We start from the raw sequence: 26,048 nt of genomic DNA, 5'->3' as shown, positions 1-26,048 counted from the left end.
ATGCGCCGCGTCCAGGGGAAGAGGCTGGAGAAAGGACATGCCCGGCCGCCCCGTGCAGGCGTGCAGGGCGGGCGCGCGTTCAAGCCCTCCTCAGTGCGCCATCACCACCGGCGCCTCCGCCGGGGACACCAGCGACTGGCGCTCCCACGCGCGGCTTCGCCAGCGCAGCCACATGGCCAGTCCTCGCGTCCACTCGTCCGCGGCCACCGCGAGCCACACGCCCGCGAGCCCCAGCTGCAGGTGGAACACCAGGTAGTAGCCCAGGGGCAGGCTCATACAGACCATGGAGATCATCGCCATGATGACCGGGAAGGTGGCGTCGCCCGCGGCGCGCAGCGCGTTCACCAGCACCAGGTTGAACGAGCGGCCCGTCTCCAACAGCAGGCTCAGGACGAGCACCTGTGACGTGAGCCGCAGGATGTCGCCGTCATGCGTGAAGAGGCGGATGAGCGGCTCGCGGAAGAGGATGGCCGTCACGTCCACCGCCACCGTGATGCCGATGCTCCACTTGAGGCTCTTGAGCACGCGCGCGTACGCGTCCTGCGAGCGCCTCGCGCCCACCAGCCGGCCCACGATGATGGACGTGCCCATGCCGATGGCCAGGCTGCACAGGAACACGTACTGGGACATGGCGTTGGCGTACTGCCGCGACGCCAGCGCCACCGGGCCCAGGTACGTCACGTAGTACAGGAACACCGTCTGGCACGCGTGGTACGTCATCTGCTCCACCGCGGACGGCACGCCCACGCGGAGAATCTTCCGCACGTACTCGCGCGTCAGCGCCACGAAGTTCGTGGGCTGCATCTTCACGTCCATCACCCGCCAGAGCATCCACGCGAAGACGCCCACCGCCATCGCGCGGCTGAAGACGGTGGACATGGCCGCGCCCGCCACGCCGTGCGCCGGCATTCCGAAGTGCCCGAAGATGAGCACCCAGTTGCCCACCACGTGCACCACGTTCATGCCCATGGCCACGTACATGGACTGCCGCGTGAAGCCGTACGTGCGGATGAGGCTGGAGAAGACGTTGATGAGCGCCTGGAGGAAGAGGAAGCCGCCCGCGATGTGCCAGTAGGTGCTCGCGTACGCCTGCGTCTGGGGCTCCAGGTTCATCCGCCCCAGGATGGCGTCCGCGGACAACAGCAGCCCGCCGCTCACCGCCAGGCCCAGCAGGAAGTTCATCGTGATGGCCTGCGCCGCGATGCGCGCTGCCTCCACGTTTCGCTTCGCACCGAGATACTGCGACACGACGATGGACGCGCCGTGGCTCACCACCTCCATCACCAGGATGCAGATGAAGACGTACTGATTGACGACGCCCACCGCGGACACGGCGGCGTCCGACACACCGCTGAGCATCAGCGTGTCCGCCGTGCCCATCAGCATGAAGAGGAAGATTTCGAAGAAGATGGGCCAGGTGAGGCGGAACAGGCCCGGCTCTCGGGAGGGTGTCGGATCGACTTCAGTGGGCATGGATGCGTCGCGTCAGGTGGACCCACTGTGCGCGCGCGATTTTTCGATTTCAACCGGAAGCACCCGCGACGGCTGCCTGCCCGCCGCGGGTGCTTTGAGCTGAAATCGTGAGAGTGACACCTACGACGTCAGCCGCTTCACGGTGTCCACCAGGTCTCGCAGGGAGAACGGCTTCTTGAGGAAGCCGGCCCACTGCTGCTCCTCCATCTTGGCCTTGGGCGGCTGGATGGCGCTCATGACGAGGATGGGGAAGTGGTGGCTTGCGTCCTTGCGGATGGCGTCGATGGTCTCGTAGCCGTTCATCACCGGCATCATCACGTCGATGATGGCCAGGTCGGGCTTCTCCTCCTTGAGTTTGGCCAGCGCCTCGCGGCCGTTGCCGCAGACGACGACGCGCAGCTGTTCCTCCTCCAGGATGGCCTGGATGGCTTCGGCGATGTCCTGTTCGTCGTCCACGACGAGCACGGTCTTCATGAACGCCTCCGCCGGGACGTGCCCGCCGGAGCCTTCTTCGAGGCCGGCTTCTTCTTCGCGGGCGCCTTGCGGGCCTGCTGCTTCTTCTTCGGGCCCAGGGGGGCCTTCACGCGGTCGGAGCGGGAGCTCTCGCCGCCAGTCAGGCGAGCGTGGCCGGTGAGGATGCTCTCCGCGCTCTCGAAGGTGCCCGCGACCTCGATGCCCTGTTCGCTGATGGAGAACTCGCGGATGCCGCTGTCGTAGGCGCTCTCCCGCATCTTCATGATGGAGAGCAGCCGGTAGAGCTGCGAGCGCAGCTCCACGTAGCGCACCAGGATGACGTTCTCCACGGTGGACGCGGCCTCCGGCTGGGGCATTTCCACGCCGGGGCTGAACAGGGGCGTCTCATCCGAGTACAGCGTGGTGACGTCCATCATCCGCAGCTGGTGCGTGAGCGCGGAGAAGAAGCGCCCCAGGCGGTCCGGGTACACCGCCGCGGAGCGGAAGCCTGCCACGCCGTCGATGAACAGGCGCAGCCGGTCCACCTTGCGCTCCTCGATGCGCTCCAGCAGCCGCTCCGCCAGCGAGTCCATGTTGTGCTCCAGCGGCGGCTGCCACTGGATTTCAATGAGGCCCTCGTCCACGTACTTCTTGAGGTCCCCCATGCCGGTGCCCTCGGCCTTCTCGATGAGGCGGGGCGGCGTCTCGAAGAAGCCGAAGTAGACGCCCGGCTGGCCCGCGCGCGCGCCCTCGAGGAGGAAGTGCAGCCCCAGGAGCGTCTTGCCCGTGCCGGGCGCGCCCAACAGCAGCGTGGTGGAGCCGGACAGCACGCCGCCCCGGAGCGCTTCGTCCAGGCGGGGGATGCCGAAGGGCATGCGGATGCGGTCCTCGCGCCCCTCCGCTGCGGGGTGCGCGAACTGCACCTCCGTGCGCGGGTGGATGAGGATGCCCTGGTTGCTGATCTCCACCTCGTGGCGGCCCAGCAGGGATGGCCCGCCGCGGAACTTGATGGCGATGAGCTCACGCACCGCGCGCGGCCCGTGCAGCCACAGCGACAGTTCGAAGATGCCGTCCACCGCGGTGTTCTCCGGGTGGATCTCCCCTTCATGGTGCGGGGCGAGCATCAGCGTGGTGCAGCCCAGGATGCTGCAGAAGGTCTGCAGGTCCTGGAGGAAGCGCTTGAAGCTCTGGTCCGAGGGGGCGAACTCCTTCGCCGCGTCCATGCCGTCGATGATGAGCAGCGTGGTGCCGTGCGCCTGGGCGTTCTTGCGCAAGAGCTCCAGCAGGCCCTTGAGCCCGTCGCGCTCCAGGTCGCGGTAGCCGCTGAGGTACTGGAGCCGGTCCGGGATGACGTCGGGGTCGAAGAACGTCATCTGCGACAGGTTCTCCAGCATGCGCCCGTGCGACTCCGACAGCAGCGTCACGTAGAGCGCCTTGCCGCCGTTCTTCACGTGCTGGAACGCGATCTGGTTGGCCAGCACCGTCTTGCCGGAGCCGGGTGGACCGATGATGGCGTAGGACGAGCCCTGGATGAGGCCGCCCTTGGTGATGAAGTCCAGCCGGGGCACATTGGTGACGAGGCGCTTCGTCGGACTCTTGCCTTCGCTGGACGGGGTGCCGCCGTCAGCGTCTTCGGTGATCGACACGAATCGTTCTCCCTGTGGATGCGTCAGTACCGCTGGGTGCGATGCAGGGGCAGCCTCAACTCGAAACACGCGCCCTGGCCCGGGGCGCTCTTCACGCTCAGCGTGCCGTCGTGCGCGGCGGCGATCTCCTGGGCCAGGTAGAGCCCCAGGCCCAGCCCGTCGAAGCGACCGCCGGAGGGCACGCGCTCGAAGCGGCGGAAGACGCGAGCGTGGTCCTCGGGCGCGATGCCCACGCCCTGGTCCTCCACGGCGAGCACCGCGTGGCCCTCGTGCGTGGACAGGCGCGCCTTCGCGGGCCGGTCCTCGCCGAACTTGATGGCGTTGGACAAGAGGTGGCCCACGGCCTGCTCCAGCATGCGCGGGTCGCCGAAGAGGAGGACAGGCGCGTCCGGCAGTTCCGCGGTCAGGGCCACGTTCGCGCTGCGAGCCGGCGCCTGGAAGTGCTCCACCTGCTCGCGCACCAGCTGGGAGAAGTCCACCGTGTCCACCTGGAGCGCCACGCCTTGCGTGGACAGGAGGGACACGTCCAGCAGGTTGTCCACCAGGTGCTGAAGCCGCGTGAGCTGGCGCACCGCGGGAGTGAGGCGCTTCTCCATGGCGGCGCCCGCGTCCGCGTCGTTCACCACCATCTCCACCGCGCGCTCCAGGTTGAGTCGCAGCACGGTGAGGGGCGTCTTCAGCTCATGCGCGGCGATGCTGAGGAACCGGTCGCGCGCGCGCACGGCGTCCCGGGCGCGGATCTGCAGGCGCAGCAGCGCCTCGATGTTCGCGAGCAGCTCGTCCTCCGCCAGGGGCCGTGTCCAGTACGCGTCCGCGCCCTGGGCCAGGCCCCGCACGCGGTCCTCGCGCTGGACGGACACGGACGACAGGTGGGCGATGAGCAGGTCGTGCGTGGCCTCGTCCGCGCGCAGGCGGCGGCACACCTCGTAGCCGTCGATGTCCGGCATGTGTACGTCCAGCAGCACCAGGTCGGGCCGCCCCTGGGCGAGCCGGAGCGCCTCGCGCCCTCCCGTGGCCTCGAGCACCTGGTAGCCGCCCTGCTTCAGCGTGAGGCTCAGCAGGTACAGCGTCGCCGGGTCGTCATTGACGTTGAGGACCGTGACGGCGGTGCGGCCAGCCTGGGCGTTCTTGGCGTCGGAGGAATTCACGGGCGGTGCCGCGGGAACAGTGGGGGCGCGAGCGGCGAATGGAACCACCGGCAGCGAAAAAGATTGGGGGGAGCGCGCGGGCGTTTCGCCGGGTGTTGTCCGCCGGACGGATCCGGCGCTGGAGCCGTCAGCCTCTTCCCAGGCGGGCCGCCGGGCGCAGGATGCCGGACGCGACGCGGGGCCGGATTTCCAGCCCGGAATCGAGCAGTACTGGGGCACGCTGCTGGAGCCGTCCACGCCCCAGGTGCGCGAGCAGGTGCTGGGGCAGCTGCGGCGCACACAGCGCGCGGCGGTGAAGGCGGCCCTGGGCTCGCTGCTCAAGTTCGATCCCGTCACCGCGCTGAAGCGCCACCCGGGACCGGCCCTGTCCGTCATCACGCCGCTCAACCAGACCCCCGGCGCGTACCACGTGCTCGTCCCGAGCCTTCCCTCGAAGCTCGTGACGGGCACGGGGCACTGGGTGCAGCTGGACGCCTCCGAGCAGATGAACACCCTGCTCGATGGCTTCCTGGCGACGGTGCCCTGATCAGGGCATGGCTTCCAGGCGGAACTGCTGGCAGTCGTTGTTGGACCAGGCCCACTGCTGGACGGTGGCCCCGTCGCCGCTGCTCCAGCAGTTGCTCACGTCCAGCACCTTGCCGCTGTGGCGGGCCTCGAAGCGGGAGTAGCCGCCGGTGGTGGCCACCGGCTTGAACTGCTGGTTGGCGCCGCCCGCCCAGGACCACTGCTGCACGCGCGCGCCGTCCGCCTGGCCCGCGTCCGCCACGTCCACCGCCTTGCCGCTGTAGCGCGACACCAGCCGCGAATAGCCGCTGTCCGTGGCCACCAGGGACCACTGCTGGCTCGCGCCCGTATGGCACGTCCACTGGTGCAGTCCGGTGCCGTCCGCCGCGGACGGGCCCACGATGTCCACGCACTTGTTGGTGGCCTTGTTGACCAGCCGGTACCACGGCCCCTGCGGACCGGACGTGCCTCCCCACTGGAAGGACGCCACCGAGCGCGGCGGCAGCGTGTATTCGAAGGACTGGCCGTTCCAGCGGACCTTGAAGGACAGCGTGGCGCCGTCATTCGAGTTCAGCGCGATGAGCGCGCGCGAGCCGTCCGGGTTGCGGAAGGCGAGCGTCTCGATGTTGTTGTTGCCCAGCGACGTGGCGCCCACGCGCACCGCGCCCGGCCGCACCACCTTCGCCAGGTGCGCCCACGCGTAGTACTCCTCGTTGCGCGTGTACGTGCCCGCGGCGTTGTCCACGGTGAACATGCCCCGGCAGTCCGCGCAGCCGCCCACTCGCGGCCCGTGGTTCGGATCCAACGCCAGGTTCCAGTAGAAGGACGTGCGCGACCAGTGGCGCAGCGGCCCGAAGAGGTTGTTCTGCAACGCCCACTCCAGGTTCGCCGCCGCGTTGGTGGCCCAGAAGCCGCCGGTGCACTCGGTGAAGTGCACCTCCTTGGCGGGGTACGCGTCGTGGAAGGCGGACTGGACGCTGTAGCTGCCCTCGGGGCTCTCGTAGCAATGGTAGGCCACGCCCGCGACGGCGCTCTGCGCCTGGCCGCCGTTGTAGGCCATCACCTCATGCGGGTAGCCCGCGGGGCCCGTGCCGTCGTGCCAGTTGTGGTCCCACGCCAGCACCTTCACGCCGTTGAAGCCCGCGGCGTTGAGCGCGGGGCGCAGGTGCTGCGCGGCGAAGATGGACTGGTCGTTGGACTCCATCTGCATGGTCGCGTAGCCGCCGTTGGCGTTGTGCGGCTCGTTCTGGAGGCTCAGCGCGTGGATGGGCACGCCGTTCGTCTGGTAGGCCTGCACGAAGCGCACGAAGTAGTTCGCGTAGGTGCCGTACAAGTCATTGCGCAGGTAGCCGCCGCCGGTGAGCGAGTTGTTGAACTTCATCCACGCGGGCGCGCTCCACGGCAGCGCGAAGATTTTCACCTCCGGGTTGATGGCGCGCGCCTGCTTCAAGAGCGGCAGGATGTACGCCGTGTCGTGGCCCACGGAGAAGTCGTTCAGGTCGCAGCAGGTGTCGTCGTAGGTGTAGTTGTTGCGCGCGAAGTCGGACGCGCCCATGGGCAGACGGATGGCGCTCTGTCCCGCGCCCGCGGTCACGCTGAACAGGTCGTTCATGATGGCCGTGCGCTGGGGCGAGTTGAAGATGAGCCATGCGGACGAATCCGTCAGCGCGCCGCCGAACCCGTCGAGCGTCTGGTAGGTCACTCCTTCGTTCACGTCGATGGCCGTCGCGCTGCCCGTCTCCGGACCGAACGCCTTGTTCGCCTCGGCGTTGAGCTTCTTCGACAGCGTGCTGCCGGACGTCGTCGTCAGCCACACCCGCACGGTCTCGTTCGCCGCGCTCGCGGCGGGCGGCAGGAGGGTGGAGGCGGCCAGCAGCAGGCCCTGCAGGGGGACACGGGACAACCAGGGGGACATGGGGGACTCCAGACACCAAGAGGGAGTCCGCAGTCTATTCAGGCTGTTCCGCTAATGCTTGTTAATCGTGGATGGCTGAGGGAGGGCCTCCAGGCGGCGGACGGCGGCGGTGTGGAGCACCGTGAGCTGGCGCGCCAGTCGCTCCAATTGGGACTGGAGCAGGGGAGCCTCGGCGCTCATCGCGGCGCCGGGGGCGTCCGGGGTGGGGACGTTCCAGCCGATGAGCGCGTCGAAGGCGGGCAGGGTCTTGGGACGGCGGCCATGGTGCACCGAGTCCGCCAGGTCCTCCATGCTCGCGTCCATGGCGCGCGCGAAGCGTGACAGGGCCTCCTGCACCGCCGGGGTGGAGGGCACGGAGCGCCGCGACGCGAGCAGGGTGCAGACAGCGGCGAACCGGCGGGTGAAGGCGAGCAGCGTCATCAGCGGCTCCACCGCCTCCGTGCGCCAGCGCGGTTCGGTGAGCAGGCGCTGGAAGGACGTCTCCGCGTTGATGGTGGCAAGCCCCAGCTTGCGGCGCGCCTCCGCCAGCGCCGCTGCTTCCGGTGGCCCGTTCCGCTGCCACGCGCGGGCCAGCACGTTGAAGAACTCGCGGTCCGCGCGCAGCGCGTCCGCCATCTGCGCCGGGAAGCGCTGGTTCTCCGAGCGCTGCCACAGGAAGAAGGTGCCCGCGAGCGCCAGCGCGCCGCCGATGAGCGTGTTGACGATGCGCACCGGCGCCAGCGTCCAGTCTCCGCTGCCCAGCTCCGCCAGCAGGACGAAGGTGAGCGTGGCGAAGATGGTGTACAGCCCGTAGTTGAGCGGGATGAGGCTCACGCACAGGGCCGCGGTGCAGAACAACAGGCCCATCATCGCGTGCGGATTCTGCAGCCAGGACGACACGGCGATGGCCAGCAGGCCTCCCACCACCGTCCCCAGCACACGCTGGAGCGCCTTGAGGTAGGTGGGGCCGGTGTACGGCTGCATGATGGTGAGGACGGTGATGGTCACCCAGTAGCCGTGGTTCGGCCGGAACACGCTGGCCACGTACACCGCCGCCGTGGTGGTCAGCCCCGCGCGCAGCGCGTGCCGCAGCACCTCTGAATCCAGCGTGAGGTGCGCACGCACCGGATCCAACAGGGACGCGTGCGACTCCTCGGCCAGCTCGCGCGCGGGAGGCGGGGCTTCAGTGAGGGGGCCGGCCAACCGGCACGCGGTGTCCAGCGCCACGTCCGCGCGCTCGCGCATCTCCGTGAGCAACCGCGCGATGTCCGACAGCCGCGCGCGCTCCAGTCGCGTGACGAGTCCGCGCGCGTCCAGGTCTCCGAGCGCGTCGCGCAGCGCACGCCCGTCCCACTCCGGCTGGGGCCTGCGGTTGCGGCCCTCCTGCTCCACCAGCAGCACCAGGTCCCTGGCCGTGTTCGCGCAGTCCAGCAGCGCCACGGCCACCGCCGCGCGCGGGTCTCCCACGGGGCCGCTCACCGGTGGGCCCAGGCTCTCCAACTGCTCGCCCAGGGCGATGAGCCCCATGAACATCGCGTCCACGGCCTCCAGCAGCACCAGCAGCCGCTCACCCCGGCCGCGCTCGACCCGGCCCTGACGCGTGGCCGCGAGCGTGGTGCGCGCCAGCTCCAGCAGCTCGCGGATGCGCCCGTGCTGCTCCTGGATGAGCGCCTGCCAGGCGTCCTCGCGCGCGCCCTGGACCGTGCGCGACAGCCCCTCCGCGTAGTCCGCCACCGCGTCGAAGCACGCCGCCACCGCCTTGCGCGCGGGCCGGTAGGGGCGGATGGGCCAGAGCACCAGCGACAGCACCATGGCCCACGCGGAGCCGCCCAGCACCGCCAGGCCGGACTCCAGCGCGTGCACGACGCTGTCCGCGGGCAGCCCCAGCGCGATGACGAAGGTGGTGGCGGCGATGTTGCCGGTGATGTTCGACGCCGCTCCGTACACGCCCGCGAAGCTGCACGCCGTCACCCACAGCAGGGTCGCGGGAATGGCCAGGGCGGGGTGCATTCCCGCCAGGCCGCCCAGCACCGCGGACACCGCCGCCGCCAGCGCCGTGCCGCCCATGGCGCGGAAGCGGGCGTGGTAGGAGCCGCCCTTGTCCACGAAGGACGTGTTGAAGCCGCCGATCGCCAGCCACAGGGTGGCGGGCAGATGCAGCGCGGTGCCCACGACGGTGGGGACGAAGAACGCGAGCGCGGCCCGGAGGCCCGCCTTCACCGCGGGCCGCACGGGCGCGAAGCGGGCCACGGCCTTCGCATGGTCCAGGAACTGACGGTGGAGCACCCGTCCCCCATAGAGCAACGCCCACGGCCGGGCCACCGGAATCCGGGCGGGATGCCGTGGGGGCGTCACTCGCGCGCCGGACGTTGGACCGGGCTCAGTGCGGGGCGTGGGCCGGTTCCCGAGAGGGCACACCCGCCGTGGCCTTGGACCCCACGCCCAGGCCGTGGCGCCGGGCCGCGGTGTCCACGATTCGCTGCACGAGCGCCTCGTAGCCCATGCCGCGCTCCTTCGCCCCCATGGCCACCTCGCACTGGGTCTCCAGGTAGGGGTTGGGGTTCACCTCCAGGAGGTAGGGTTCGTTGGTGCGGCTGGACACGCGGAAGTCGATGCGCGCGTAGTCGCGCAGCTTGAGCGCGCGGAACGCCGTGACGGCCGCGCGCTCCATGCGGCCCTTCAATTCATCCGACAAGTCCTTGGGCAGCACCAGACGCGGACTGCCCGGCGTCTCCGGGCCGAACTTCACCTCGCGGTTGGCGATCTTCATCCGCTTGCGGTTCCACCGGGAGCCGAAGTCCAGCTCCACCACCGGCAGCACCTCCGGCTTCGCCGCGTCCCCCACCACGCCTACGTACAGCTCGCGGCCTTCGATGTACTCCTCCGCCAGCGCCTCGTCGTCGTACTCCTGACGGATGTTCTTCACCCGTCTCGCCAGCCCCTCCATGTCCTTCTCGACGCCCAGGCCCAGGGATGCATCCGAGCGCGCGGGCTTCACCACCAGCGGGAAGGACAAGTCGCCGCTCGTCTGGAACGACGTGCCGTCGAAGGTGGCGAAGCGGGGTGTGAGCACATCGTGGAACTGGAGCAGCTGCTTGGTGAGCACCTTGTCCTGGGCGAGCAGCAGGCCCGCGGTGCCGGCGCCCGTGAAGGGCATGCGCGCCAGCTCCAGCACCGCCGCGACGTTGACCTCCAGCCGGTAGTCCTCCGCGAACGTCTCGCAGAGGTTGAACACCAGGTCCGCGCGGGTGTGCGTGAGCTTCTGCACCAGGTCGGAGACGCTCTCGTCCACGCGCACCTCCAGGGTGTCGTGGCCGGCCGCGCGCAGCGCCGCGCCCACCTGCGTCACCACGGGATCCGGCGGATCCTCCTTGGTCTGGTAGTGGAGGATGGCGACGCGAAGGGACTTCACGGGCATGGCTTCAGTCCTCGAAGAAGCGATCGGTGTGCAGGTAGTTCATCGCCAGCACGGTGACGAGCGACGCCAGCTGCATCGCCGCCTCGCGGCTGTCATCCGGATGCAGGGTGAGGTTCAGCGCGGCGGTGCGCTCCGCCAGGTGGTCCACGAGCGCGCGCACCACGCCCCGGCTCACCCCCGCGTAGTGACCCACGGTGGACAGGAGGCGCTGCCGCTCCGCCTGCACCAGCGTCGCCGCGCTCACCGGCGCCTCTCCCGGCCCCCAGAAGATGTCTTCCAACGCGTGGTCGAAGGCGTTGCGCAGCTCCACGTCCACCTTCTCGTCCAGCTCCCGCTGGCGGTAGTGGTCCTGGACGGTGCCCTCCATCTCCTCGGTGGTGAAGTCGGGCTCGGCCAGCTGCACGGACGGTGTCGTACGGCCCAGGCGCTTCGCGATGTCCTCTACGTACTGGAGCTTCTTGAGCGCGCCCCAACCCTGGTAGCGCTTCGCCCAGTCGCTGCCCGGCGTGAGCCACACCGCGAAGGTCTCCGCGAAGTCCTCGTCCGGGTGCTTCTGCGCGTACCAGCCGGAGATGTGGAAGACGTACCGGCGCGAGAAGGGCCGGGGCTTGTAGTCGTCCTGGTAGGGCCGGCCGTAGTCGCCGAAGACGCGGCGCCATTCGTCCGTGTCGTAGAGGCGGTACGCGTAGTTGAACGCGTGGCCCGCCTCGTGGCGCAGGTACATCAGGATTTCAGCCTCCGTCTCCGCGCTTCCGCCCAGCTCCGCTTCGATGGACAGCAGGTCCGGATCCGCCAGGTAGAAGGGCAGGCCGATGACGGGCACCCCCGACGGACAGCCCCACTCGTCGGACAGGTAGCACTGGGGCTTGAAGGAGAGTCCCTTCGCCTCCAGCTCGGCATGGAGCTGCGCGATGTAGCGCTCCAGCGGCGTGCCCCCCAGCCGCAGGGACAGGTCCTTGATGCGCGCCTGGAGCAACGCCTCGCGCCGGGGCGACAGCCGGCCTCGCTCCGCGCCCTCGGTGGGGTGTTTCTCGCGCAGTACGCGGGACTCGGCCTGAGGGGATGGCATCATCCCCTCCAAGGTGGGACTGGTGCCTGGCGGAGGACAGCCCGCCCGCTGTTTCACGGCAGGCGGCCAGCCGGGCGCTCGGGAGATGCTCCACTCCAAACGGATGGGCACATTTCCAGTGGGAAGCCACCAGGAGCCGACCTAGGGACATGGCTCGCTGATGTGAGGAGCAGCGCCCGCGATGAGTCAGGATGTTCCGCCGCAGACGCCGGAGGCCCTCTTCACCGGCGGCAGTCAGATGCACGCGCTGGTGCGAACGCACGACTGGGCCGCGTCACCGGTGGGGCCCGTGGCCTCCTGGCCCACGAGCCTCAAGATGCTCGTGAAGACGCTGCTCGGGTCGCGCTACCCCATGATCCTCACCTGGGGTCCGCACCTCACCCAGTTCTACAACGACGCCTATTCGCTGGTGATTGGCGACAAGCACCCGGCCGCGCTGGGCACGGACATCCGGGGCACGCTCGCGGAGGCGTGGGACTCGCTGGAGCCGCTGGTGCGCGAGGCGATGACGACGGGCATCGCCAGTTGGGTGCCCGCGCTCCAACTGCTCCTCAACCGCAGCGGCTATCGCGAGGAGTCCTACTTCGACGTGAGCCACGCGCCCGCCTACGACGACATGGGGGCCATTGGCGGCATGCTCGCGGTGTGCGCGGAGGTGACGCCCCGGGTGCTGAGCGAGCGGCGCACGCGGCTGTTGCGCGACCTGTCCGCCCAGGCCGCGGACACGCGCAGCGTGGTGAAGACGTGCGGCGACCTGCTGACCGCCCTGGCGGACCACCCCCTGGATGTGCCGTGCGCGCTCCTCTATCTGCGCGAGGAGGACGGCAGGTCGCTGACGCTGTGCGGGACCGTGGGCATCGAACGCGGCGGCCCCCTGAGCCCGGAGACCGTGCAGTTGGACGCCGGCTCCCGGATGGCGGCGCCGTTCCTGCGCGCGCTCGGAGGGGAGCGGGTGCGGCGGGACGGACTGGAGGCGCTCCTGTCCATGAAGGGCGGACCGTTTGGTGACGCGGTGGGCACGTTCCTCTTCCATCCGCTCGCGGGCTCCGGCACGGCCGCGCCGCTGGGCGTGCTCGTCACGGCGCTGTCCCCCAACCGCGCCTTCGATGAAGGCCACGCCTCCTTCAGCGAGCTGTTGAGCGCGCAGGTGGCGGCGTCGCTGCGCAACGCGCGGGCCTACGAGGAGGAGCGCCAGCGGGCGGAGGCGTTGGCGGAGCTGGACAGGGCGAAGACGGCCTTCTTCCACAACATCTCCCACGAGTTCCGCACGCCGCTCACGCTGATGCTGGGGCCGCTGGAGGACGTACTCGCGCAGGTGCCGGTGACGGAGACCGCGCGCAAGGACCTGGAGCTCGTCCACCGCAACGCGGGGCGCCTGCTGCGGCTGGTGAACACGCTGCTGGACTTCAGCCGGCTGGAGGCGGGCCGCATCGACTCCAGCTTCGAGCCCACCGACCTGGCCGTGTTCACCAAGGACCTCACGGGCCACTTCCGCTCCGCCATCGAGCGCACCGGCCTGTCCTTCAGCGTGGATTGCGCCGCGCTTCCGGAGCCCGTCTGGGTGGACCGGCAGATGTGGGAGAAGGTTGTCTTCAACCTGCTCTCCAACGCCCTCAAGTTCACCTTCGAGGGCGGCATCATCGTGCGGCAGGAGGCCCGGGGCGCCTCCCTCCTCCTGTGCGTCACCGACACGGGCACGGGCATCCCCGCGGAGGAGCTGCCCCACCTCTTCGAGCGCTTCCACCGCGTGCGCAACGCGCGAAGCCGCACGCACGAAGGCACCGGCATCGGGCTGGCGCTGGTGCATGAACTGGTGGAGCTGCACGGCGGCGACGTGACCGTGGAGAGCGAAGAGGGGAGGGGCACCACCTTCACCGTGCGCATCCCTCGGGGCCACGCGCACCTGCCCGCGGACCGCATCCAGGCCGCGCGTCAGCAGGAGTCCACCGCCCTGGGCGCTCGCCCCTATCTCCAGGAGGCCGAGCGCTGGTCGGACGCGGAGCCCGTGCTCCGGGCGCTGAAGCCGGTGCGGGCCCTGACGGACGAGGAGTACCCGGCGGAGGAGGCTCCCCGGGCGAAGGTGCTGGTGGTGGACGACAACGCGGACATGCGCGAGTACGTGGAGCGCGTGCTGTCGCCGTCGTTCGACGTGACGCTGGCGACGGACGGACAGGCAGCGCTGGCCGCCGCGCGCGCGAGTCCTCCGGACCTGGTGCTGACGGACGTGATGATGCCCCGGCTGGGCGGCTTCGGGCTGTTGCGCGGCCTGCGCGAGCGGCCGGCCACGCGCGCTGTCCCCGTGGTGATGCTGTCCGCCCGCGCCGGGGAGGAGGCCGCGGTGGAGGGGCTGGAGGCGGGCGCGGACGACTACCTGGTGAAGCCCTTCAGCGCCCGGGAGCTGGTGGCGCGCGTGCGCTCCATGCTGGAGCTGTCGCGCAGCCGCCGCGAAGCCCTGCGCCAGGAGATGCTCTCCCAGTCGCTGCGCGAAAGCGTGCAGGCCCGGGACGACTTCCTCGCGGTGGCGAGCCACGAGCTGAAGACGCCGCTGGCCGCCTTCCGCCTGCACCTGGAGCGGTTGGAGCGAAGCCTGGGGGACGACGCGCTGGGCCGCGCGAGGAGCCCGCTGGAGTCCGCCGGCCGGCAGGTGCAGCGGCTGCACGCGCTGATGGAGACGCTGCTGGACGTGTCGCAGCTCACCACCGGCCGGCTCGCGTTGGACCTGAACGACGTGGACCTGACCTCCGTGGTGGGCAACGCGGTGGCCCGGCTGCGCGAGGACGTGGCGCGGATGGGCGTGACGGTGACGCTGGACGCGGACATGCCGCTCGTGGGCCGGTATGACCGGCTGCGAATCGACCAGGTGGTGAACCACCTGCTGACGAACGCGGCGAAGTACGGCCAGGGCCGCCCCATCGCGGTGCGCGTGGCCGCCGAGGACGGCACCGCGCGCCTCACCGTGCGCGACGAGGGCATTGGCATCAGCGAGGCGGACCGCGCGCGCATCTTCGAGCGCTTCGAGCGCGCGGTGCCCGGACGCAACTACGGTGGCCTGGGCCTGGGGCTCTGGATTGCGCGGCAGGTGGTGGAGGCGCACGGCGGCCGCATCACCGTGGACAGCGCGCCGGGCCTGGGCTCCACCTTCGTGGTGGAGCTGCCGCTCGAAGGGCTCAAGGCGGCCTGAAACACGAAGGGGACCCGGGCAAGCGGCCCGGATCCCCTCCTGTGTCAGCTCACGTCACTTCCGTGCTTACTGGACGGTGAACATCAGGTCGTCGCGGTCGTTGTACTCGCCGGAGACGCACGCGCTGGTCGGGGTGCCGGAGCCGTAGCGCATCTGCGCGCGCACGGCCTGGTCGGCGCCGGCGGGCAGCGTGTACGTGGCGGAGATCGTCTGCAGGTTCGCGCCCGACGGCGTGACGGACGTAATCAGCGTCCAGACAGGCGTCGTCGCGGTGGCGTTGGCCGTGTAGTACAGGTCCAGCCGATCCGACGTGGGGGTGGCGTAGGCCCAGACGGTGGCCTCCACCTTCACCTGCTTGCCCGCGGCGAAGTTGGAGCCGTCCACGGTGGACACCTTGAGGGCCTCCATCGACTCGTCGCTCTTGTAGGTGCCGCTGCTGGCGTCCTTGCACGTGCCGCGCAGCGTGTTGGGCGTGTTCACCTCAGGCCCTCGGGTGCCGCGGCCGTTGAAGAGCGTGCCGCTGTCGCAGGTGGCCGCCGCCGCGCTGCAACGCAGCGTCTTGTAGGTGCTGTCGAAGGTTCCGGTCGTGGACACGTTGGACACCGTGACCGTGCGCGCCGTCGTGGTGGTGGTGTTACCCGCGCCGTCATGCGCCCGGGCCGCCACCGTGTGGCTGCCGTTGGCCACCGTGCGGCTGTCCCACGCGTAGCTGTACGGCGAGGAGACGACGGTGCCCTTCACCGCGCCGTCCACCAGGAACTCCACCCGGCTGACGCCCACGTTGTCGCTGGCCGTCGCGGTGATGCTGGTGGTGCCGTTCACCGTCGCGCCGCTCGCCGGGGCGGTGAGCGCCACGGTGGGGGGCGTGGTGTCCGTGGGCAGGCCCGGGATGGTGCCCTTGCCCAGCTCCGCCAGATACGCGGCGCCGATGCGCGCGAACTTCAGCGCGTTGTTGGCGTTGTTGCCGCTCGTTCCATCCGAGCTGTTGGCCAGCGTGTCGTTGGCCGTGTGGATGTTGGGGTTGTCGTTGTTCATCTGCGCTTCGAACGGCAGGGACGCCGGGTAGCCCTGCGCATTCCACGACGCATGGTCCGAGCACCCGTAGCCGCACGTGATGTTGGTGCGCGTGTAGCCCGTGTACGTGTCGATGAGGTTGCCCAGGAACGTGTTCTGCGCCGCGTTGGTGTTGTCCGTGACGAGCGTCAGGTCCCACGTGGAGCCGCGGTAGTTGGTCATGTCCAGCTGGAGCACGCCCACCACGTTCGCGTTCGCGCTCTTGTGCGCCTGCGCGATGGCCTGCGAGCCGTAGAGGCCCACCTCCTCCGCCGCGTACGCCATGAACTTCACCGTGCGCGCCGGCTTGTAGCCCTTGGCCATGGCCACGCGGAACACCTCCGACAGCGTGGCGACACCGGAGGCGTCGTCATCCGCGCCCGGCGCCGTCGCCGTGGGGCGGCTGGAGGTGCTCACGTTGATGTTGATGGAGTCCAGGTGGCCGCCAATCACGACCACCTCGTCCGGGTAGACGGTGCCGGTGATGGTGGCGATGACGGACGGCTGCGTCCAGCCGGAGTGCGTGTACAGCTGCACGCCCACGTCGCTGCGCCCGTTGGCGTAGGACTCCCACGTCGACTTCAGCCAGTCGGCCGCCTGCGTGCCGCCCGTGGAGTTGTTGTAGTAGCGGTTCGTGTAGCTGGACAGCTGGGTGATGGTGCTCCTGAGGCTGGCCTCCTGGAGGCCGGAGAAGAGCGAGTTGACCACCGGCGCGTTGTCCAGCGTGTAGCTCACCAGCGACTGCACCGGCTGCGCGGGCGTGAGCTGCGCGAGCGCCTCTTCCTGCGTGTCGTGCGCCATGTAGCCCGCGCAGCGGTGATACTGGTCATGCATGATGGCGGACACGTCGCCCAGCTGCGACTCGGTGAGCTTGAGCACGCTCACCCCGTTCGCCTCGCGCACCAGCGTGGGCGCGCCGCCGCCGCGGAACGACGAGCGCACCGTGCCCACCGCGTCCGAACCGATGGTGATGAAGACCTCCTTGTCACGCGGCTCTTCGGCGGAAGCGGTGGCGCAACACAGCGACACGACCACGGGGACCACTCTCTTCAAACGCATGTTCCGCTCCGATTCCAGGCGAGGGGCGCACTGACGGGAGGCACGACAAGGACCGCCCACGTTCAAGTCCGGGCCGTCTGGCCAGACCTCGGGGGTTGGGGGCGCATCCTGTGGAATTCAAGACACCGCCGTCAAGGCTGCCAGCATCGTGAAACACGATGAGACAGCTTTCGCCGCCAACAGTGACGCACCCCGGCCACGCCCGGACGCGCCGCAGAAGGGCTCACGCGGGTGTCACGGAAAAATGATTGGAAAATGGGAAATGCGAGGGGGACGCCGCGGGGGACGGGCGGCTCTCAGGTCTGCAGGTTCATGCTCAGCGAGCGGCCGGCCGCGAAGCGGGGCTCCGCCTGGAGCTTCTCCAGGACGCGGTCCGAGGCGACGAGCGTCACCTGGGGCAGCAGGCCCGGTTCGCTCATCCACTTCACCGCGCCCAGGAGGTGCTGGGCCTTGATGAACTCCAGGACGGCGCCGTGGAAGGCCTTGCCCTCTTCACGCCACACCTGGGCCAGCTCCGCGCGGCCACGCTTCTCCAGCGGCTGGGGAGCCTTGGAGGCCTTTGCCGCGCGCGGGTTCGGGGACTGCTCTTCACGGGGCAGGACGATGATTTCGATGAACATCGCGGCACCCTCCTGAAGGCAAGAACAGCGAAGTGGCGCGGACTATCGCACGAAGCTGCGTCGTCCCGCCGCCGCGCGCCCGCGCTTTTGTGGAAGTCGCTGCCGCTTTCACGACTTCCCGGGCGGAGCCGCCTTGACATGCGTGAATTGCAGCTCTGATGGTCGTGCGAGCGCGCGGTGTTGAACGACACCCGACGCGCGAATCACGGGAGGCAGACCATGGAACTGCACCACGGCCGCATGTTCGACCACGTCCACCTTCAGGTCAGGGACCTGGAGGCGAGCAAGCGCTTCCACGTGGTGTAGGCCGTGAAAAGGCACGGGGGCTCCCGGCGTGGACCGGGAGCCCCCATGTCACTGAAGGACGGCTTCGCGCGTCTTGACTAGCGCGCCGTCAGGGCCCGGCCCCGCACCTGCTTCGCGGACGGGGCGGTGGGGTTGGTGGCCACCGCGGACGCGACGTTGAAGACCAGGTCGTCGTGGTCGTTGTAGCTGCCCGTGACGCACGAGCTGGAGGCGGTGCCGCCGAAGCGGAACTGCGCGCGCACGGCGTGGTTGCCGGTGGTGCTGCCCACGGTGACGGGGATGGAGAACGTCTTCAGCCCCACCGCGGTGCAGGCCTGGGCGGTGGTGACGGCCGTCCACGCGGGCGTGGTGGTGTTCGTCGTGTAGTACAGGTCCAGCTGGTCCGTGGTGCCGTAGCACCACACCGTCACGTCCACGGTGAGCTGCTTGCCCGGGGTGATGGTGCCCTGGTCCACCGTCTTGAGCACGATGCGGTCGATGCTCTCATCCGAGTGGTAGACGCCGGAGGCTCCGTCCGTGCAGGTGGCGCCCAGGGTGTTGGGCTGGTTGGGCTCGATGCCACCGGACATCGTGCCGCGCCCGTTGACGAGCGTGGTGCCGGTGTCGCAACCGCAAACGGATCCGCAGGCCGGGGTGCGCAGGGTGGAGTTGTACGTGGCCACGGTGGGCGTGCACACGTTGGTGGTGGTGAAGCTGAAGGCGGTGCTGTACGGGCTCGCGCCGCAGCTGTCGGTGGCCCGCGCGCGCCAGTAGTACGCCGTGAGGTTGGACAGGCCCGGCGTCACGTTCCACGCGCTGGTGGACAGGCCGGTGGCGCTGCGCACCACGTTGGTGAACGCGCTGTCGGTGGCCACCTGCACGTCATACGCGGACGCGTTCGTCACGTCGGACCAGTCCAGCGCCGGCGCCAGGGCGACGCCCGTGGCCGCGTTGGCGGGGGCCGTCAGGGTGGGGGCCGCCAGGGTGACGCAGCCGCGCGTGGTGAAGCTGCGCGCCGCGCTCCAGGAGCTGGTGCCACCGCACGAGTTGAGCGCCCGCACGCGCCAGTAGTAGGCGGTGGTCGCCGACAGGCCCGGGGACACCGTCCAGGTGCTGGCCACCAGCGAGTTGGCGCTGCGCACCACGTTGGTGAAGGCGCTGTCGGTGGCCACCTGGACCTCGTAGCCGGACACGCCCGTCACGTCCGCCCAGTCCAGCACCGCGAGCAGCTCGACACCGGTCGCGCCGGAGGCGGGGGTGGACAGCGTGGGCGCGCCGGGCGCCGCGCAGGTGGGCGTGGTGCAGGTGCAGGCGGACGCCTGACCGAAGCACGCGTTGCTGCTCGCGGGAACGACCGAGTAGCAGTACTGGCGGCCGTTGGCGACCTCCGGGTCCGTGTAGCTGGTGCCGGTGACGGTGGCCACGCGCGCCTTGCCGAAGTCACAGCCCGCGAAGCCCTCCGTCTTCATCACCCAGTACTGGCTGGCGCCCGCGGAAGCGGTCCACGACAGGCTCACCTGACTGTCGCCCGGGGTGGCCGTGGTGGTGGGAGCCGCCGTGGGGCCCGCCGCGCAGCCGCCGTTGGTGGGCGCGGGCGTGGAGCAGGCGATGTTGTGGCGGTTGTACGCGGCGTAGATGGCCGTCATGTGCGGCGTGCCGTCCGCCAGGTTGCCGTTGTCGTCGTCCGCGGCCAGCCACTGCATGTAGCCGTTCGTCGCGCCGCAGCCGTCGGACGTGCCCGCGGAGCAGTTGCAGGCGTGCCACGTGCCGATGTTGCCGGAGCCCTGGTAGAAGAGCTTGTTGCCCAAGAGGAACGCGTCGTTGGAGTTGTAGTTGAAGGGCGCCGCCGTGAGGTCGCGCGCCACCAGGTCCCACGCCGCCTGGCGCACGGGGGACGCGGCGCAGTGCACCTGCTTGCTGCACGGGCCGGAGCCGGACGAGCACATCGGGCAGGTGAAGTTCTGCGGGGTGGCCGGGATGTTCGGCGCGCTCGCCGCCCAGTCCGCGTCGCGCACGCCCGAGCAGCGCAGGTTGCACCAGGACTGGCCCGCGACCTGAGCCTCCTGCTGGTTGTAGCCCGTGCCGTCCGGCGTGAGGCCGCAGCCCGTGTTCGTCGTCTGGAAGAAGCCGTAGCCCACGCAGGACGTCTGCAGGCGCAGGATGCCCGCGATGTCCGCGTAGCCCTCGCTGGAGTTGGAGAGCGAGCCGTTGGAGTCGAAGTTGTCCATGCCGTGGCCCCACTCGTGGTCGAACACCGCGCCAATCTCGCCGGTGTTCCGGCAGCCACCGCCGGACTTGTAGAAGTTCACGGTGCTGCCGTTCCAGAACGCGTTGCACGTGCTGGACAGGTTCACGTTGGACGTCAGCTGGCCCTGCAGCCAGGTGTTGGTGGGCAGCCAGCCGCGGGCCACCTCCTTGATCTTGTTCAGCTCGTAGAAGCTGGAGCGCGCCGCCGGCGTGTTGCCCGCGGACGTGCCCGCGGGCACCGTGCAGTCGTGGTCGTTGTTCACGCCGCCCAGGTCCAGGCTGCCCGTGGCGGAGCTCACGTTGATGGCGCCGCAGCTGTCGGCGATCCTCACGTACTTGCCGGCGAGCGTCGTGTTGAGGGTGCCGGTGCTGTAGTTGTAGATGCCCGCGCCGTCCGTGAAGTTGTTGGGCGACGCGAAGCCCGTGTTCGCCCACGGCATGGGCGTGTTGGGCTGCATGGTGCCGCACGTCTCCTTCGACGTGCAGGTGCCGATGTTGGTGGACGGGTACACGCCGCCCTTCACCTGCGCGTCGAAGTAGTGGTTGTCATCCTCCACGGCGAGCACCTCGCCGGAGTTGGCGTCCACCGTCACCTTCCAGCGCTCGTGCTCACCGGGGTTGGAGAAGCCGTAGCTCCACACCAGCGCGTGGCCGTAGCCCTGGCCAAAGGCCGCGCCCGTGCGCGCGAACGGAGTCACCTCCAGCGTGGGCTGCTGCCACAGGCTGGTGGGCGACAGCGTCTGGCCCAGGAACGTGCTGCCCGCGGCAATGGCCTGGTTCGCGGTGAAGCGGGGCTTCGTATCGATGCCCACGTTGGCCCACGCCTCCGTGCCCAGGAGGACGAGGTTGCCGTGGCTGATGGTGGCCGCCAGCCGGCCGTGCCGCACCGTGATGCCGTTCACCACCTGCGGGATGTGCACCTGCCACAGCGTTTCCGTCACCTGCGTCACGCGCGGCGAGCCCAGCTGCAAGAGGTCCACGCCAATCGCGTCCTGATGGTCCGCGACGAACTTGAAGACGAGCTCTCCCACCACGGACTCGTCCACGCTGCCCACCGAGCGGCCCAGACCCTGGCGCACGGACTCGAGCGAGACGTTGTTGCGGAAGCCGTCACCCGGGATGAGCGGGAAGCTGCCCTGGATGCCCGTGGGCATGCCGGACAGCGGATCCAGGTACACCTGCACGTTGCCGCCGAAGCGGGTGACGAACCCCGCCCATTTGTCCGCGCCCGCGCGCGGCATCAGCGACCGCGCCTTCTCCAGCGGCACGTTCTGGATGGGCAGGTACAGGTCTGGCTTGAAGAAGGCCTTCTTCGCCGCCGCGCTCTGCTGCTCGGGCTGGGAGGGTTGGAATGCGTACGTCGTGGATGACACCAGGAGGGCAAGACAACACAACGCGGACCGCAGGGGGCGCATGACGTCTCCTCGGGTGATGCCGCCGGACGGGACCGGCGGGCTCCGGGGCGGAGCGCCTCCTGCTTAGGTCATTCGCTTTTTAAAAATGAATTGCGGTTATTCCTGAGTAACTATGAATTAAAAGAAAATGAGTGAATTCGAGTGGTTGAAGTGTTCACCAAGCGGTTCTTCACTCTCGGAGTGTTTTGATCCGCTCGCAGTATTCCATCCGGACGCCTGCTCAGGGTTGGGGCCAGAGCCGGACGCGGTCGTCCTGGATGAGCTTGCCGTTGACTGCATCGGTGGTGCCGCTGGCCATGAAGCGGCGGGGCGGCTCGCGCGTGGCGACGAGCGCGGCCTCCACCCACAGGAGCAGCAGCAGCGCCCCGGCGAGCGCGGGCAGCCGCCGGGCCATGGCCGCGTGGCGCTCGCCCAGGACCTTCAATGGCAGCACCAGGAGCGGCAGGAGCGCGGGGAAGACGACGAGCAGGCCGCGCGCATAGCCGAAGAAGGCGAGCGTGATGAGCACCCGGTGCAGCACCACCAGCGACAGCAGCCGGAAGGGCGCGTGCGCGGGCTTGAGCGAGAGCAGCATCCCCGCGAGGAGCAGCGCCGCCAGCGGCCACTTGAGCCACGCGGAGTCGGGCACGAACACGTCCACCGGGGCGCGCTCGCCGGTGAGGCCTCCGGGTACGTCCGACACGCCAACGCCCAGGCGCAGGCCGTCCAGCCACAGGTCCAGCTTCGTCCAGAGCAGCCCGGCCGCGTCGCCGGGCGAGGCCACCATCCAGCGCAGCCCCTCCGCGTAGCCGTGCAAGAGCAGGCGCCGGTGCTCCGGGCGGGAGGGGTCCAACTGTCCGTTGTTGCCGCCCTGATTGATGAGGGCCGGCGTGAAGCCCCCGGTGGCGCCCGAGTGGTTGGCCATGGCGAAGTTGAGCGGCCCGTACACCGTGACGGGCACCCACTCCGGCAGCGGCTCCAGGTGCGGCGCCCGCGCGTTCAATTCGCGCATCGTGTCCACGTTGCGCAGCGCGGAGGGCACGAGCAGGAGCAGGGATACGCCCATCGCCGCGCCCCAGCGCAGGGCCCACGGCTTCCAGGGCCCCCGCTCGCGCGCCGTCCACGCATACATCAGGAGGAAGGGCCACAGCCCCAGGTGCTCCGCGCGGGTGAGGGTGCCCCATCCCATCACCGCGCCCAATCCCAACACCGCGGGCCAGGACGGCACCGCGCCGCCCATGCGCAATGCCAGCGCACAGGTGAAACACAGCCACAGCGCGGACAGCGTTTCATTGCTGTACGTGGTGGACAGCACCAGCCACCCGAAGCTCGTGGCGTACAGCCCCGCCGCCACCAGGCTCCACGGCGTCCCCAACAGACGCCGCCAGAAGCCCTGGCAGAAGGCCACCGTGGCCGCGCCCAGACAGGCGAGCGCCAGCTTGTAGGGCAGTGCGCTGCCCGCGGGCTCGCCCAGCACCCGGTACAGAAGGCCCAACAGCGCGGGGAACAGGGGTGGGTGGTAGGGCAGGGCGATGGGGCCTTCGCGGCCCCTCGCCAGGTCCATCGCGGCGGTGTGGAAGAAGCGCGCGTCGCCCGCGAAGAAGACGGAGAAGGGCCAGTCCCGGTCCGGCGAACCCGCCAGGTACAGCCCGCGCAGGAGCAGGCTGGCGGCGAACGTGGCCGCCATGCCCCAGGCCGCCGGGTGCCGCCGGACGGCGTCTGGCAGGGAAAGCGAGGCCACGGGCTCCTCCGGGGCGGAAAGGCGCCGCACTCTACATTGGTCCGCGCGCACGGGCCCGGGGCTGGGATATGGACGGGGTGCGTCAAAACGGGAGGACGTACATGAGCCGGGTGCTGGACGAGCTGTTGGGGCTCCTGAAGCTGGAGCCCATCGAGGAGAACCTGTTCCGTGGCGCCAGCCAGGACCTGGGCTTCCGGCAGCTCTTCGGAGGGCAGGTGCTGGGGCAGTCCGTGTCCGCCGCCAGCCAGACGGTGGAGGAGAAGCGCGCGGTGCACTCGCTGCACGGCTACTTCCTGCGCCCCGGGGACGCGAGCCTGCCCGTCGTCTACACCGTGGACCGCGTGCGTGACGGCGGCAGCTTCACCACCCGCCGCGTGGTGGCCATCCAGAAGGGGCAGCCCATCTTCACGCTGATGGCGTCCTTCCAGGGCGAGGAGCCGGGCTTCACGCACCAGGCCACCATGCCGGACGTGCCGCCGCCGGAGTCGCTGCCCACGGACCTGGAGCTGTTGGGGCGCCACGCGGGCCGGATGTCGGAGCGGGCCCGGGAGAAGTTCCTCTCCGCCAAGCCCATTGAGATGCGCCCGGTGACGTACGTGGACCCCTTCGAGCCCACCGCCGAGCCGCCCGTGAAGCACGTCTGGTTCCGCGCCGACGGCGCCATGCCCGACGAGCCCCAGGTGCACCGCTACGTGCTCGCGTACGCCAGCGACTTCAACCTGCTGGGCACCGCGCTCCAGCCGCACGCGCAGACGTTCCTCCAGCCGGGCTTCCAGATGGCCAGCCTGGACCACGCGCTGTGGTTCCACGGCGACCTGAAGGTCAACGACTGGCTGCTCTACACCATGGAAAGCCCCTGGGCCGGCAACGCCCGGGGCCTGGCGCGCGGGCACGTCTTCACCCGCGACGGTCGGCTCGTGGCCTCCGTGGCCCAGGAAGGGCTGCTGCGCCAGCGCACGGACGCGCGCTAGCGGGACGTCAGAACGTCAGCCGGGGCGTCGGGCCCAGGTCGATGACGCCACCAGGGCGGTCGCCTTCCGAACCGGTGGTGGGCTTGAAGAGCTTGCTCACCATGACCAGCGACCCCATCAACACGACGCCGATGGTGCCCGTCAGGAGCAGCGTCTTGCCCAGGCTGAACTCGCGCAGCCGGGCGTGGTCCACCTCCGCCAGGGACACGACGACCGGGGGCGCGGAGACGCTGGAGGTGGAGCCCTCCAGGGGCACGCCCCGGAAGCGGTCGCCGTCCACGCCCACCTCGATGAAGCGCTGGAACTCCGTGTCCGCCTGGGCGGAGACCAGCGCCAGCGGCGTGTCGGAGGTGAACTGGTGCGCCTGGCCCTCCACGTCCCGCACCGTGCGCTTGCGGTCCGTGACGCGGTTGAGCATCACGTCACCCAGCTCCCGCATCAGCGCCGCGTTCTCGTCCCGGAAGCCATCCAGCCGCGTGAGCTCCGGCTTGGGAATGGCGTAGGTCGTGGTGCAGGACGCCAGCAGGGACAGGGCGGTCAGCGCGGCGCACAGACGCATGAGACGACTCCTCGGGATGGACTCGTGAAAGCCTATCCCGGAGCGTGCCCCGGCGCCTACCGGGGCACGCGGCCGGTGTCTCACTTCAACTTGTAGTTGGCATCCAGCACGTCCGCCTGCGTCCGGCCCATCACCCAACCGTCGTGGTAGACGACGCCCACCGGCGCGATGGTGTCGTTCCGGTACAGGCCGATCTTCAGGTAGTTGAGCTGCCCGGAGTACTGCGTCGCGATGTTGCGCTTGGGCAGCACCAACTGGCCGTCGTAGTACAGCTCCACGAAGCCCACGCTCGCGTTGGGGGACCACTTCACGTGGAAGACGAAGTCGTGCCACGCGTTGCGCACCAGCGGCGTGCGCCAGACGATGGTGCCCGGGGACCCGCCGATGTTCAGCCGCATCTCCTCGCCGTAGACGTAGAACTCCACCGGCGGCGAGCCGCAGCACCCGTCATGGTGCCACTGGGTGAAGAGCTGCCAGGTGTTCACGCTGGGGAAGTCCGGCGCGAAGCGCGTGCTCCAGCGGTACCAGTACTCGGAGCCCACCGCCTCCTTCGTCTGCTTGAAGATTTCGTTGCGGTTGCCGCTGGAGTTGATGGGGTCATCGCCCTGCTTCACCGTGGCCTTGAGCGCGTAGCCGCCCTCGCGCACCGGCGATGAGACGACCTGGAGCCGGTCCGCGGACATCATCTGCGTGCCGTCCCACTGGCTGCGGCTGCCGGACTCGAAGTCGCCCCGCCACACGATGCCTCCCGGGGTGGTGGGGGGCGGCGCCGTCGTGGTGCCGGAGCACGGGCGCGCCTCCGCGATGCTGGCCCAGTCGTTGAGGGAGTTGCCCTGCACCGTGACGCGCACCCGGCGCGCGCTCACCGACGTGAAGGCGTACGTCTCCGCCGCGGTCGTGTTGCCCTTGCTCTTGCCGCTGTACACCTGCGTATAGGTGTAGCCGTCCGGCGACACGGAGACGGTGAAGGTGTTCGCCCGCGTGTTGCCCTCGTGCCAGGCCACCGACACCGCGCTCACGGCCTTGGTGGCGCCCAGGTCGAAGTCAATCCACTGGCCCTTGCCCAGGCTGCTCCAGCGGGTGGTGAGCTGATCATCCAGCGTGTTCGCCGCGACGCTGCCGGTGCCGTCGTCGCCGCTGGCCTTCACGCTGGCGGGGGTGAGCTGCGTGCAGCCGGTGGTGGTGAGGTCCTCGCCGGACGTCTCGAGTGACGGCTGGCGGTCTTCAACCGGAAGGGAACCATCCGGAGCGCCACAGCCGACGGCGCCCAGGACAAACAACGTTTCAACCAGGAGGAGGGTTTTCTTCAAGGAATTGGCCCAGGGGGAAAGGA

General features: G+C 69.7%; 18 protein-coding genes. 4 read left to right on the top strand and 14 right to left on the bottom strand.

Annotated elements, in window-relative coordinates; genetic code table 11:
• Positions 1 to 90 precede the first annotated feature (90 nt).
• The 4 genes from D7X99_RS00540 to D7X99_RS00525 all read right to left on the bottom strand — a co-directional run bounded on the left by D7X99_RS00540 (position 91) and on the right by D7X99_RS00525 (position 4,720).
• Positions 91 to 1,473: an MATE family efflux transporter gene (locus tag D7X99_RS00540; protein WP_121775974.1), complete on the bottom strand. Its 1,383-nt coding sequence runs from the start codon at positions 1,471 to 1,473 to the stop codon at positions 91 to 93.
• 120 nt (positions 1,474 to 1,593) lie between these two features.
• On the bottom strand, positions 1,594 to 1,947 hold the full coding sequence (locus D7X99_RS00535) for a response regulator transcription factor (protein WP_121775973.1): 354 nt from the start codon (positions 1,945 to 1,947) through the stop codon (positions 1,594 to 1,596).
• Positions 1,944 to 3,572 carry an ATPase domain-containing protein gene (locus D7X99_RS00530; protein ID WP_121775972.1) on the bottom strand — a complete coding sequence of 543 codons (1,629 nt, stop codon included), beginning with the start codon at positions 3,570 to 3,572 and terminating at the stop codon, positions 1,944 to 1,946. Before D7X99_RS00530 ends, D7X99_RS00535 begins: the two co-directional genes overlap by 4 nt.
• Before the next feature lie 23 nt (positions 3,573 to 3,595).
• A complete protein-coding gene (locus tag D7X99_RS00525; RefSeq protein WP_121775971.1) occupies positions 3,596 to 4,720 on the bottom strand; it encodes a hybrid sensor histidine kinase/response regulator in 1,125 nt (374 codons plus the stop codon).
• Here D7X99_RS00525 and D7X99_RS43065 point away from each other — a divergent pair.
• The gene (locus D7X99_RS43065; protein ID WP_199756310.1) at positions 4,701 to 5,246 is read left to right on the top strand and encodes an alpha/beta fold hydrolase; all 546 of its coding nucleotides are present in this window, start codon (positions 4,701 to 4,703) and stop codon (positions 5,244 to 5,246) included. The genes D7X99_RS00525 and D7X99_RS43065 overlap by 20 nt on opposite strands.
• Here the strand turns inward: D7X99_RS43065 and D7X99_RS00515 are convergent, their stop codons facing one another.
• From D7X99_RS00515 to D7X99_RS00500, 4 genes are read right to left on the bottom strand one after another with little or no spacing between them, the layout of a single operon-like run.
• Positions 5,247 to 7,139: an RICIN domain-containing protein gene (locus tag D7X99_RS00515; RefSeq protein ID WP_121775970.1), complete on the bottom strand. Its 1,893-nt coding sequence runs from the start codon at positions 7,137 to 7,139 to the stop codon at positions 5,247 to 5,249. It abuts the gene before it with no gap.
• A 51-nt stretch (positions 7,140 to 7,190) separates the two neighbouring features.
• On the bottom strand, positions 7,191 to 9,440 hold the full coding sequence (locus D7X99_RS00510; RefSeq protein WP_233613017.1) for an FUSC family protein: 2,250 nt from the start codon (positions 9,438 to 9,440) through the stop codon (positions 7,191 to 7,193).
• A 58-nt stretch (positions 9,441 to 9,498) separates the two neighbouring features.
• Positions 9,499 to 10,536, bottom strand: a complete 1,038-nt coding sequence (locus tag D7X99_RS00505; RefSeq protein ID WP_121775968.1) for an ATP-grasp domain-containing protein — start codon at positions 10,534 to 10,536, stop codon at positions 9,499 to 9,501.
• Between the two features lie 4 nt (positions 10,537 to 10,540).
• A complete protein-coding gene (locus D7X99_RS00500) occupies positions 10,541 to 11,608 on the bottom strand; it encodes a putative zinc-binding metallopeptidase (protein ID WP_233613016.1) in 1,068 nt (355 codons plus the stop codon).
• Between the two features lie 178 nt (positions 11,609 to 11,786).
• Between D7X99_RS00500 and D7X99_RS00495 the strand changes: the two genes are divergently transcribed.
• Positions 11,787 to 14,786 carry an ATP-binding protein gene (locus tag D7X99_RS00495; protein ID WP_121775967.1) on the top strand — a complete coding sequence of 1,000 codons (3,000 nt, stop codon included), beginning with the start codon at positions 11,787 to 11,789 and terminating at the stop codon, positions 14,784 to 14,786.
• Between the two features lie 66 nt (positions 14,787 to 14,852).
• On the opposite strand, the gene D7X99_RS00490 is transcribed toward D7X99_RS00495, so the two are convergent.
• Both D7X99_RS00490 and D7X99_RS00485 read right to left on the bottom strand, forming a co-directional pair.
• The gene (locus D7X99_RS00490; RefSeq protein ID WP_121775966.1) at positions 14,853 to 16,898 is read right to left on the bottom strand and encodes a M20/M25/M40 family metallo-hydrolase; all 2,046 of its coding nucleotides are present in this window, start codon (positions 16,896 to 16,898) and stop codon (positions 14,853 to 14,855) included.
• A gap of 296 nt (positions 16,899 to 17,194) precedes the next feature.
• Positions 17,195 to 17,518, bottom strand: coding sequence for a hypothetical protein (locus D7X99_RS00485; protein WP_121775965.1), 324 nt, complete (start codon positions 17,516 to 17,518; stop codon positions 17,195 to 17,197).
• 180 nt (positions 17,519 to 17,698) lie between these two features.
• Between D7X99_RS00485 and D7X99_RS44180 the strand changes: the two genes are divergently transcribed.
• A complete protein-coding gene (locus D7X99_RS44180) occupies positions 17,699 to 17,824 on the top strand; it encodes a hypothetical protein (RefSeq protein WP_255429121.1) in 126 nt (41 codons plus the stop codon).
• Between the two features lie 77 nt (positions 17,825 to 17,901).
• Here the strand turns inward: D7X99_RS44180 and D7X99_RS00475 are convergent, their stop codons facing one another.
• Positions 17,902 to 21,465, bottom strand: a complete 3,564-nt coding sequence (locus D7X99_RS00475) for an endopeptidase (protein WP_121775964.1) — start codon at positions 21,463 to 21,465, stop codon at positions 17,902 to 17,904.
• A 220-nt stretch (positions 21,466 to 21,685) separates the two neighbouring features.
• Positions 21,686 to 23,131, bottom strand: coding sequence for a glycosyltransferase family 39 protein (locus tag D7X99_RS00470; protein ID WP_121775963.1), 1,446 nt, complete (start codon positions 23,129 to 23,131; stop codon positions 21,686 to 21,688).
• A gap of 155 nt (positions 23,132 to 23,286) precedes the next feature.
• On the opposite strand from D7X99_RS00470, the gene tesB reads away from it, so the two are divergent.
• Positions 23,287 to 24,156 (top strand): acyl-CoA thioesterase II, encoded by an 870-nt coding sequence (tesB, locus tag D7X99_RS00465; protein ID WP_121775962.1) that lies wholly within the window; start codon positions 23,287 to 23,289, stop codon positions 24,154 to 24,156.
• 7 nt (positions 24,157 to 24,163) lie between these two features.
• On the opposite strand, the gene D7X99_RS00460 is transcribed toward tesB, so the two are convergent.
• Positions 24,164 to 24,715, bottom strand: coding sequence for a hypothetical protein (locus tag D7X99_RS00460; RefSeq protein WP_121775961.1), 552 nt, complete (start codon positions 24,713 to 24,715; stop codon positions 24,164 to 24,166).
• 80 nt (positions 24,716 to 24,795) lie between these two features.
• A complete protein-coding gene (locus D7X99_RS00455) occupies positions 24,796 to 26,025 on the bottom strand; it encodes a heparin lyase I family protein (RefSeq protein WP_121775960.1) in 1,230 nt (409 codons plus the stop codon).
• Between the last annotated feature and the right edge of the window lie 23 nt (positions 26,026 to 26,048).

It is taken from the genome of Corallococcus sp. AB032C (genome assembly GCF_003668935.1).
Taxonomy (GTDB): domain Bacteria; phylum Myxococcota; class Myxococcia; order Myxococcales; family Myxococcaceae; genus Corallococcus; species Corallococcus exiguus.
This window is presented reverse-complemented; position numbering and strand designations above follow the sequence as displayed.

What these genes read in the sequence shown, in the direction of transcription:
- D7X99_RS00495 (WP_121775967.1), top strand. Translation starts at nt 11,787, where the DNA reads ATGAGTCAGGATGTTCCGCCGCAGACGCCGGAGGCCCTCTTCACCGGC.
- D7X99_RS00515 (WP_121775970.1), bottom strand. Translation starts at nt 7,139, where the DNA reads ATGTCCCCCTGGTTGTCCCGTGTCCCCCTGCAGGGCCTGCTGCTGGCC.
- tesB (WP_121775962.1), top strand. Translation starts at nt 23,287, where the DNA reads ATGAGCCGGGTGCTGGACGAGCTGTTGGGGCTCCTGAAGCTGGAGCCC.
- D7X99_RS00470 (WP_121775963.1), bottom strand. Translation starts at nt 23,131, where the DNA reads ATGGCGGCCACGTTCGCCGCCAGCCTGCTCCTGCGCGGGCTGTACCTG.
- D7X99_RS00540 (WP_121775974.1), bottom strand. Translation starts at nt 1,473, where the DNA reads ATGCCCACTGAAGTCGATCCGACACCCTCCCGAGAGCCGGGCCTGTTC.
- D7X99_RS00535 (WP_121775973.1), bottom strand. Translation starts at nt 1,947, where the DNA reads ATGAAGACCGTGCTCGTCGTGGACGACGAACAGGACATCGCCGAAGCC.
- D7X99_RS00500 (WP_233613016.1), bottom strand. Translation starts at nt 11,608, where the DNA reads ATGATGCCATCCCCTCAGGCCGAGTCCCGCGTACTGCGCGAGAAACAC.
- D7X99_RS00505 (WP_121775968.1), bottom strand. Translation starts at nt 10,536, where the DNA reads ATGCCCGTGAAGTCCCTTCGCGTCGCCATCCTCCACTACCAGACCAAG.
- D7X99_RS00460 (WP_121775961.1), bottom strand. Translation starts at nt 24,715, where the DNA reads ATGCGTCTGTGCGCCGCGCTGACCGCCCTGTCCCTGCTGGCGTCCTGC.
- D7X99_RS00485 (WP_121775965.1), bottom strand. Translation starts at nt 17,518, where the DNA reads ATGTTCATCGAAATCATCGTCCTGCCCCGTGAAGAGCAGTCCCCGAAC.
- D7X99_RS00490 (WP_121775966.1), bottom strand. Translation starts at nt 16,898, where the DNA reads ATGCGTTTGAAGAGAGTGGTCCCCGTGGTCGTGTCGCTGTGTTGCGCC.
- D7X99_RS00475 (WP_121775964.1), bottom strand. Translation starts at nt 21,465, where the DNA reads ATGCGCCCCCTGCGGTCCGCGTTGTGTTGTCTTGCCCTCCTGGTGTCA.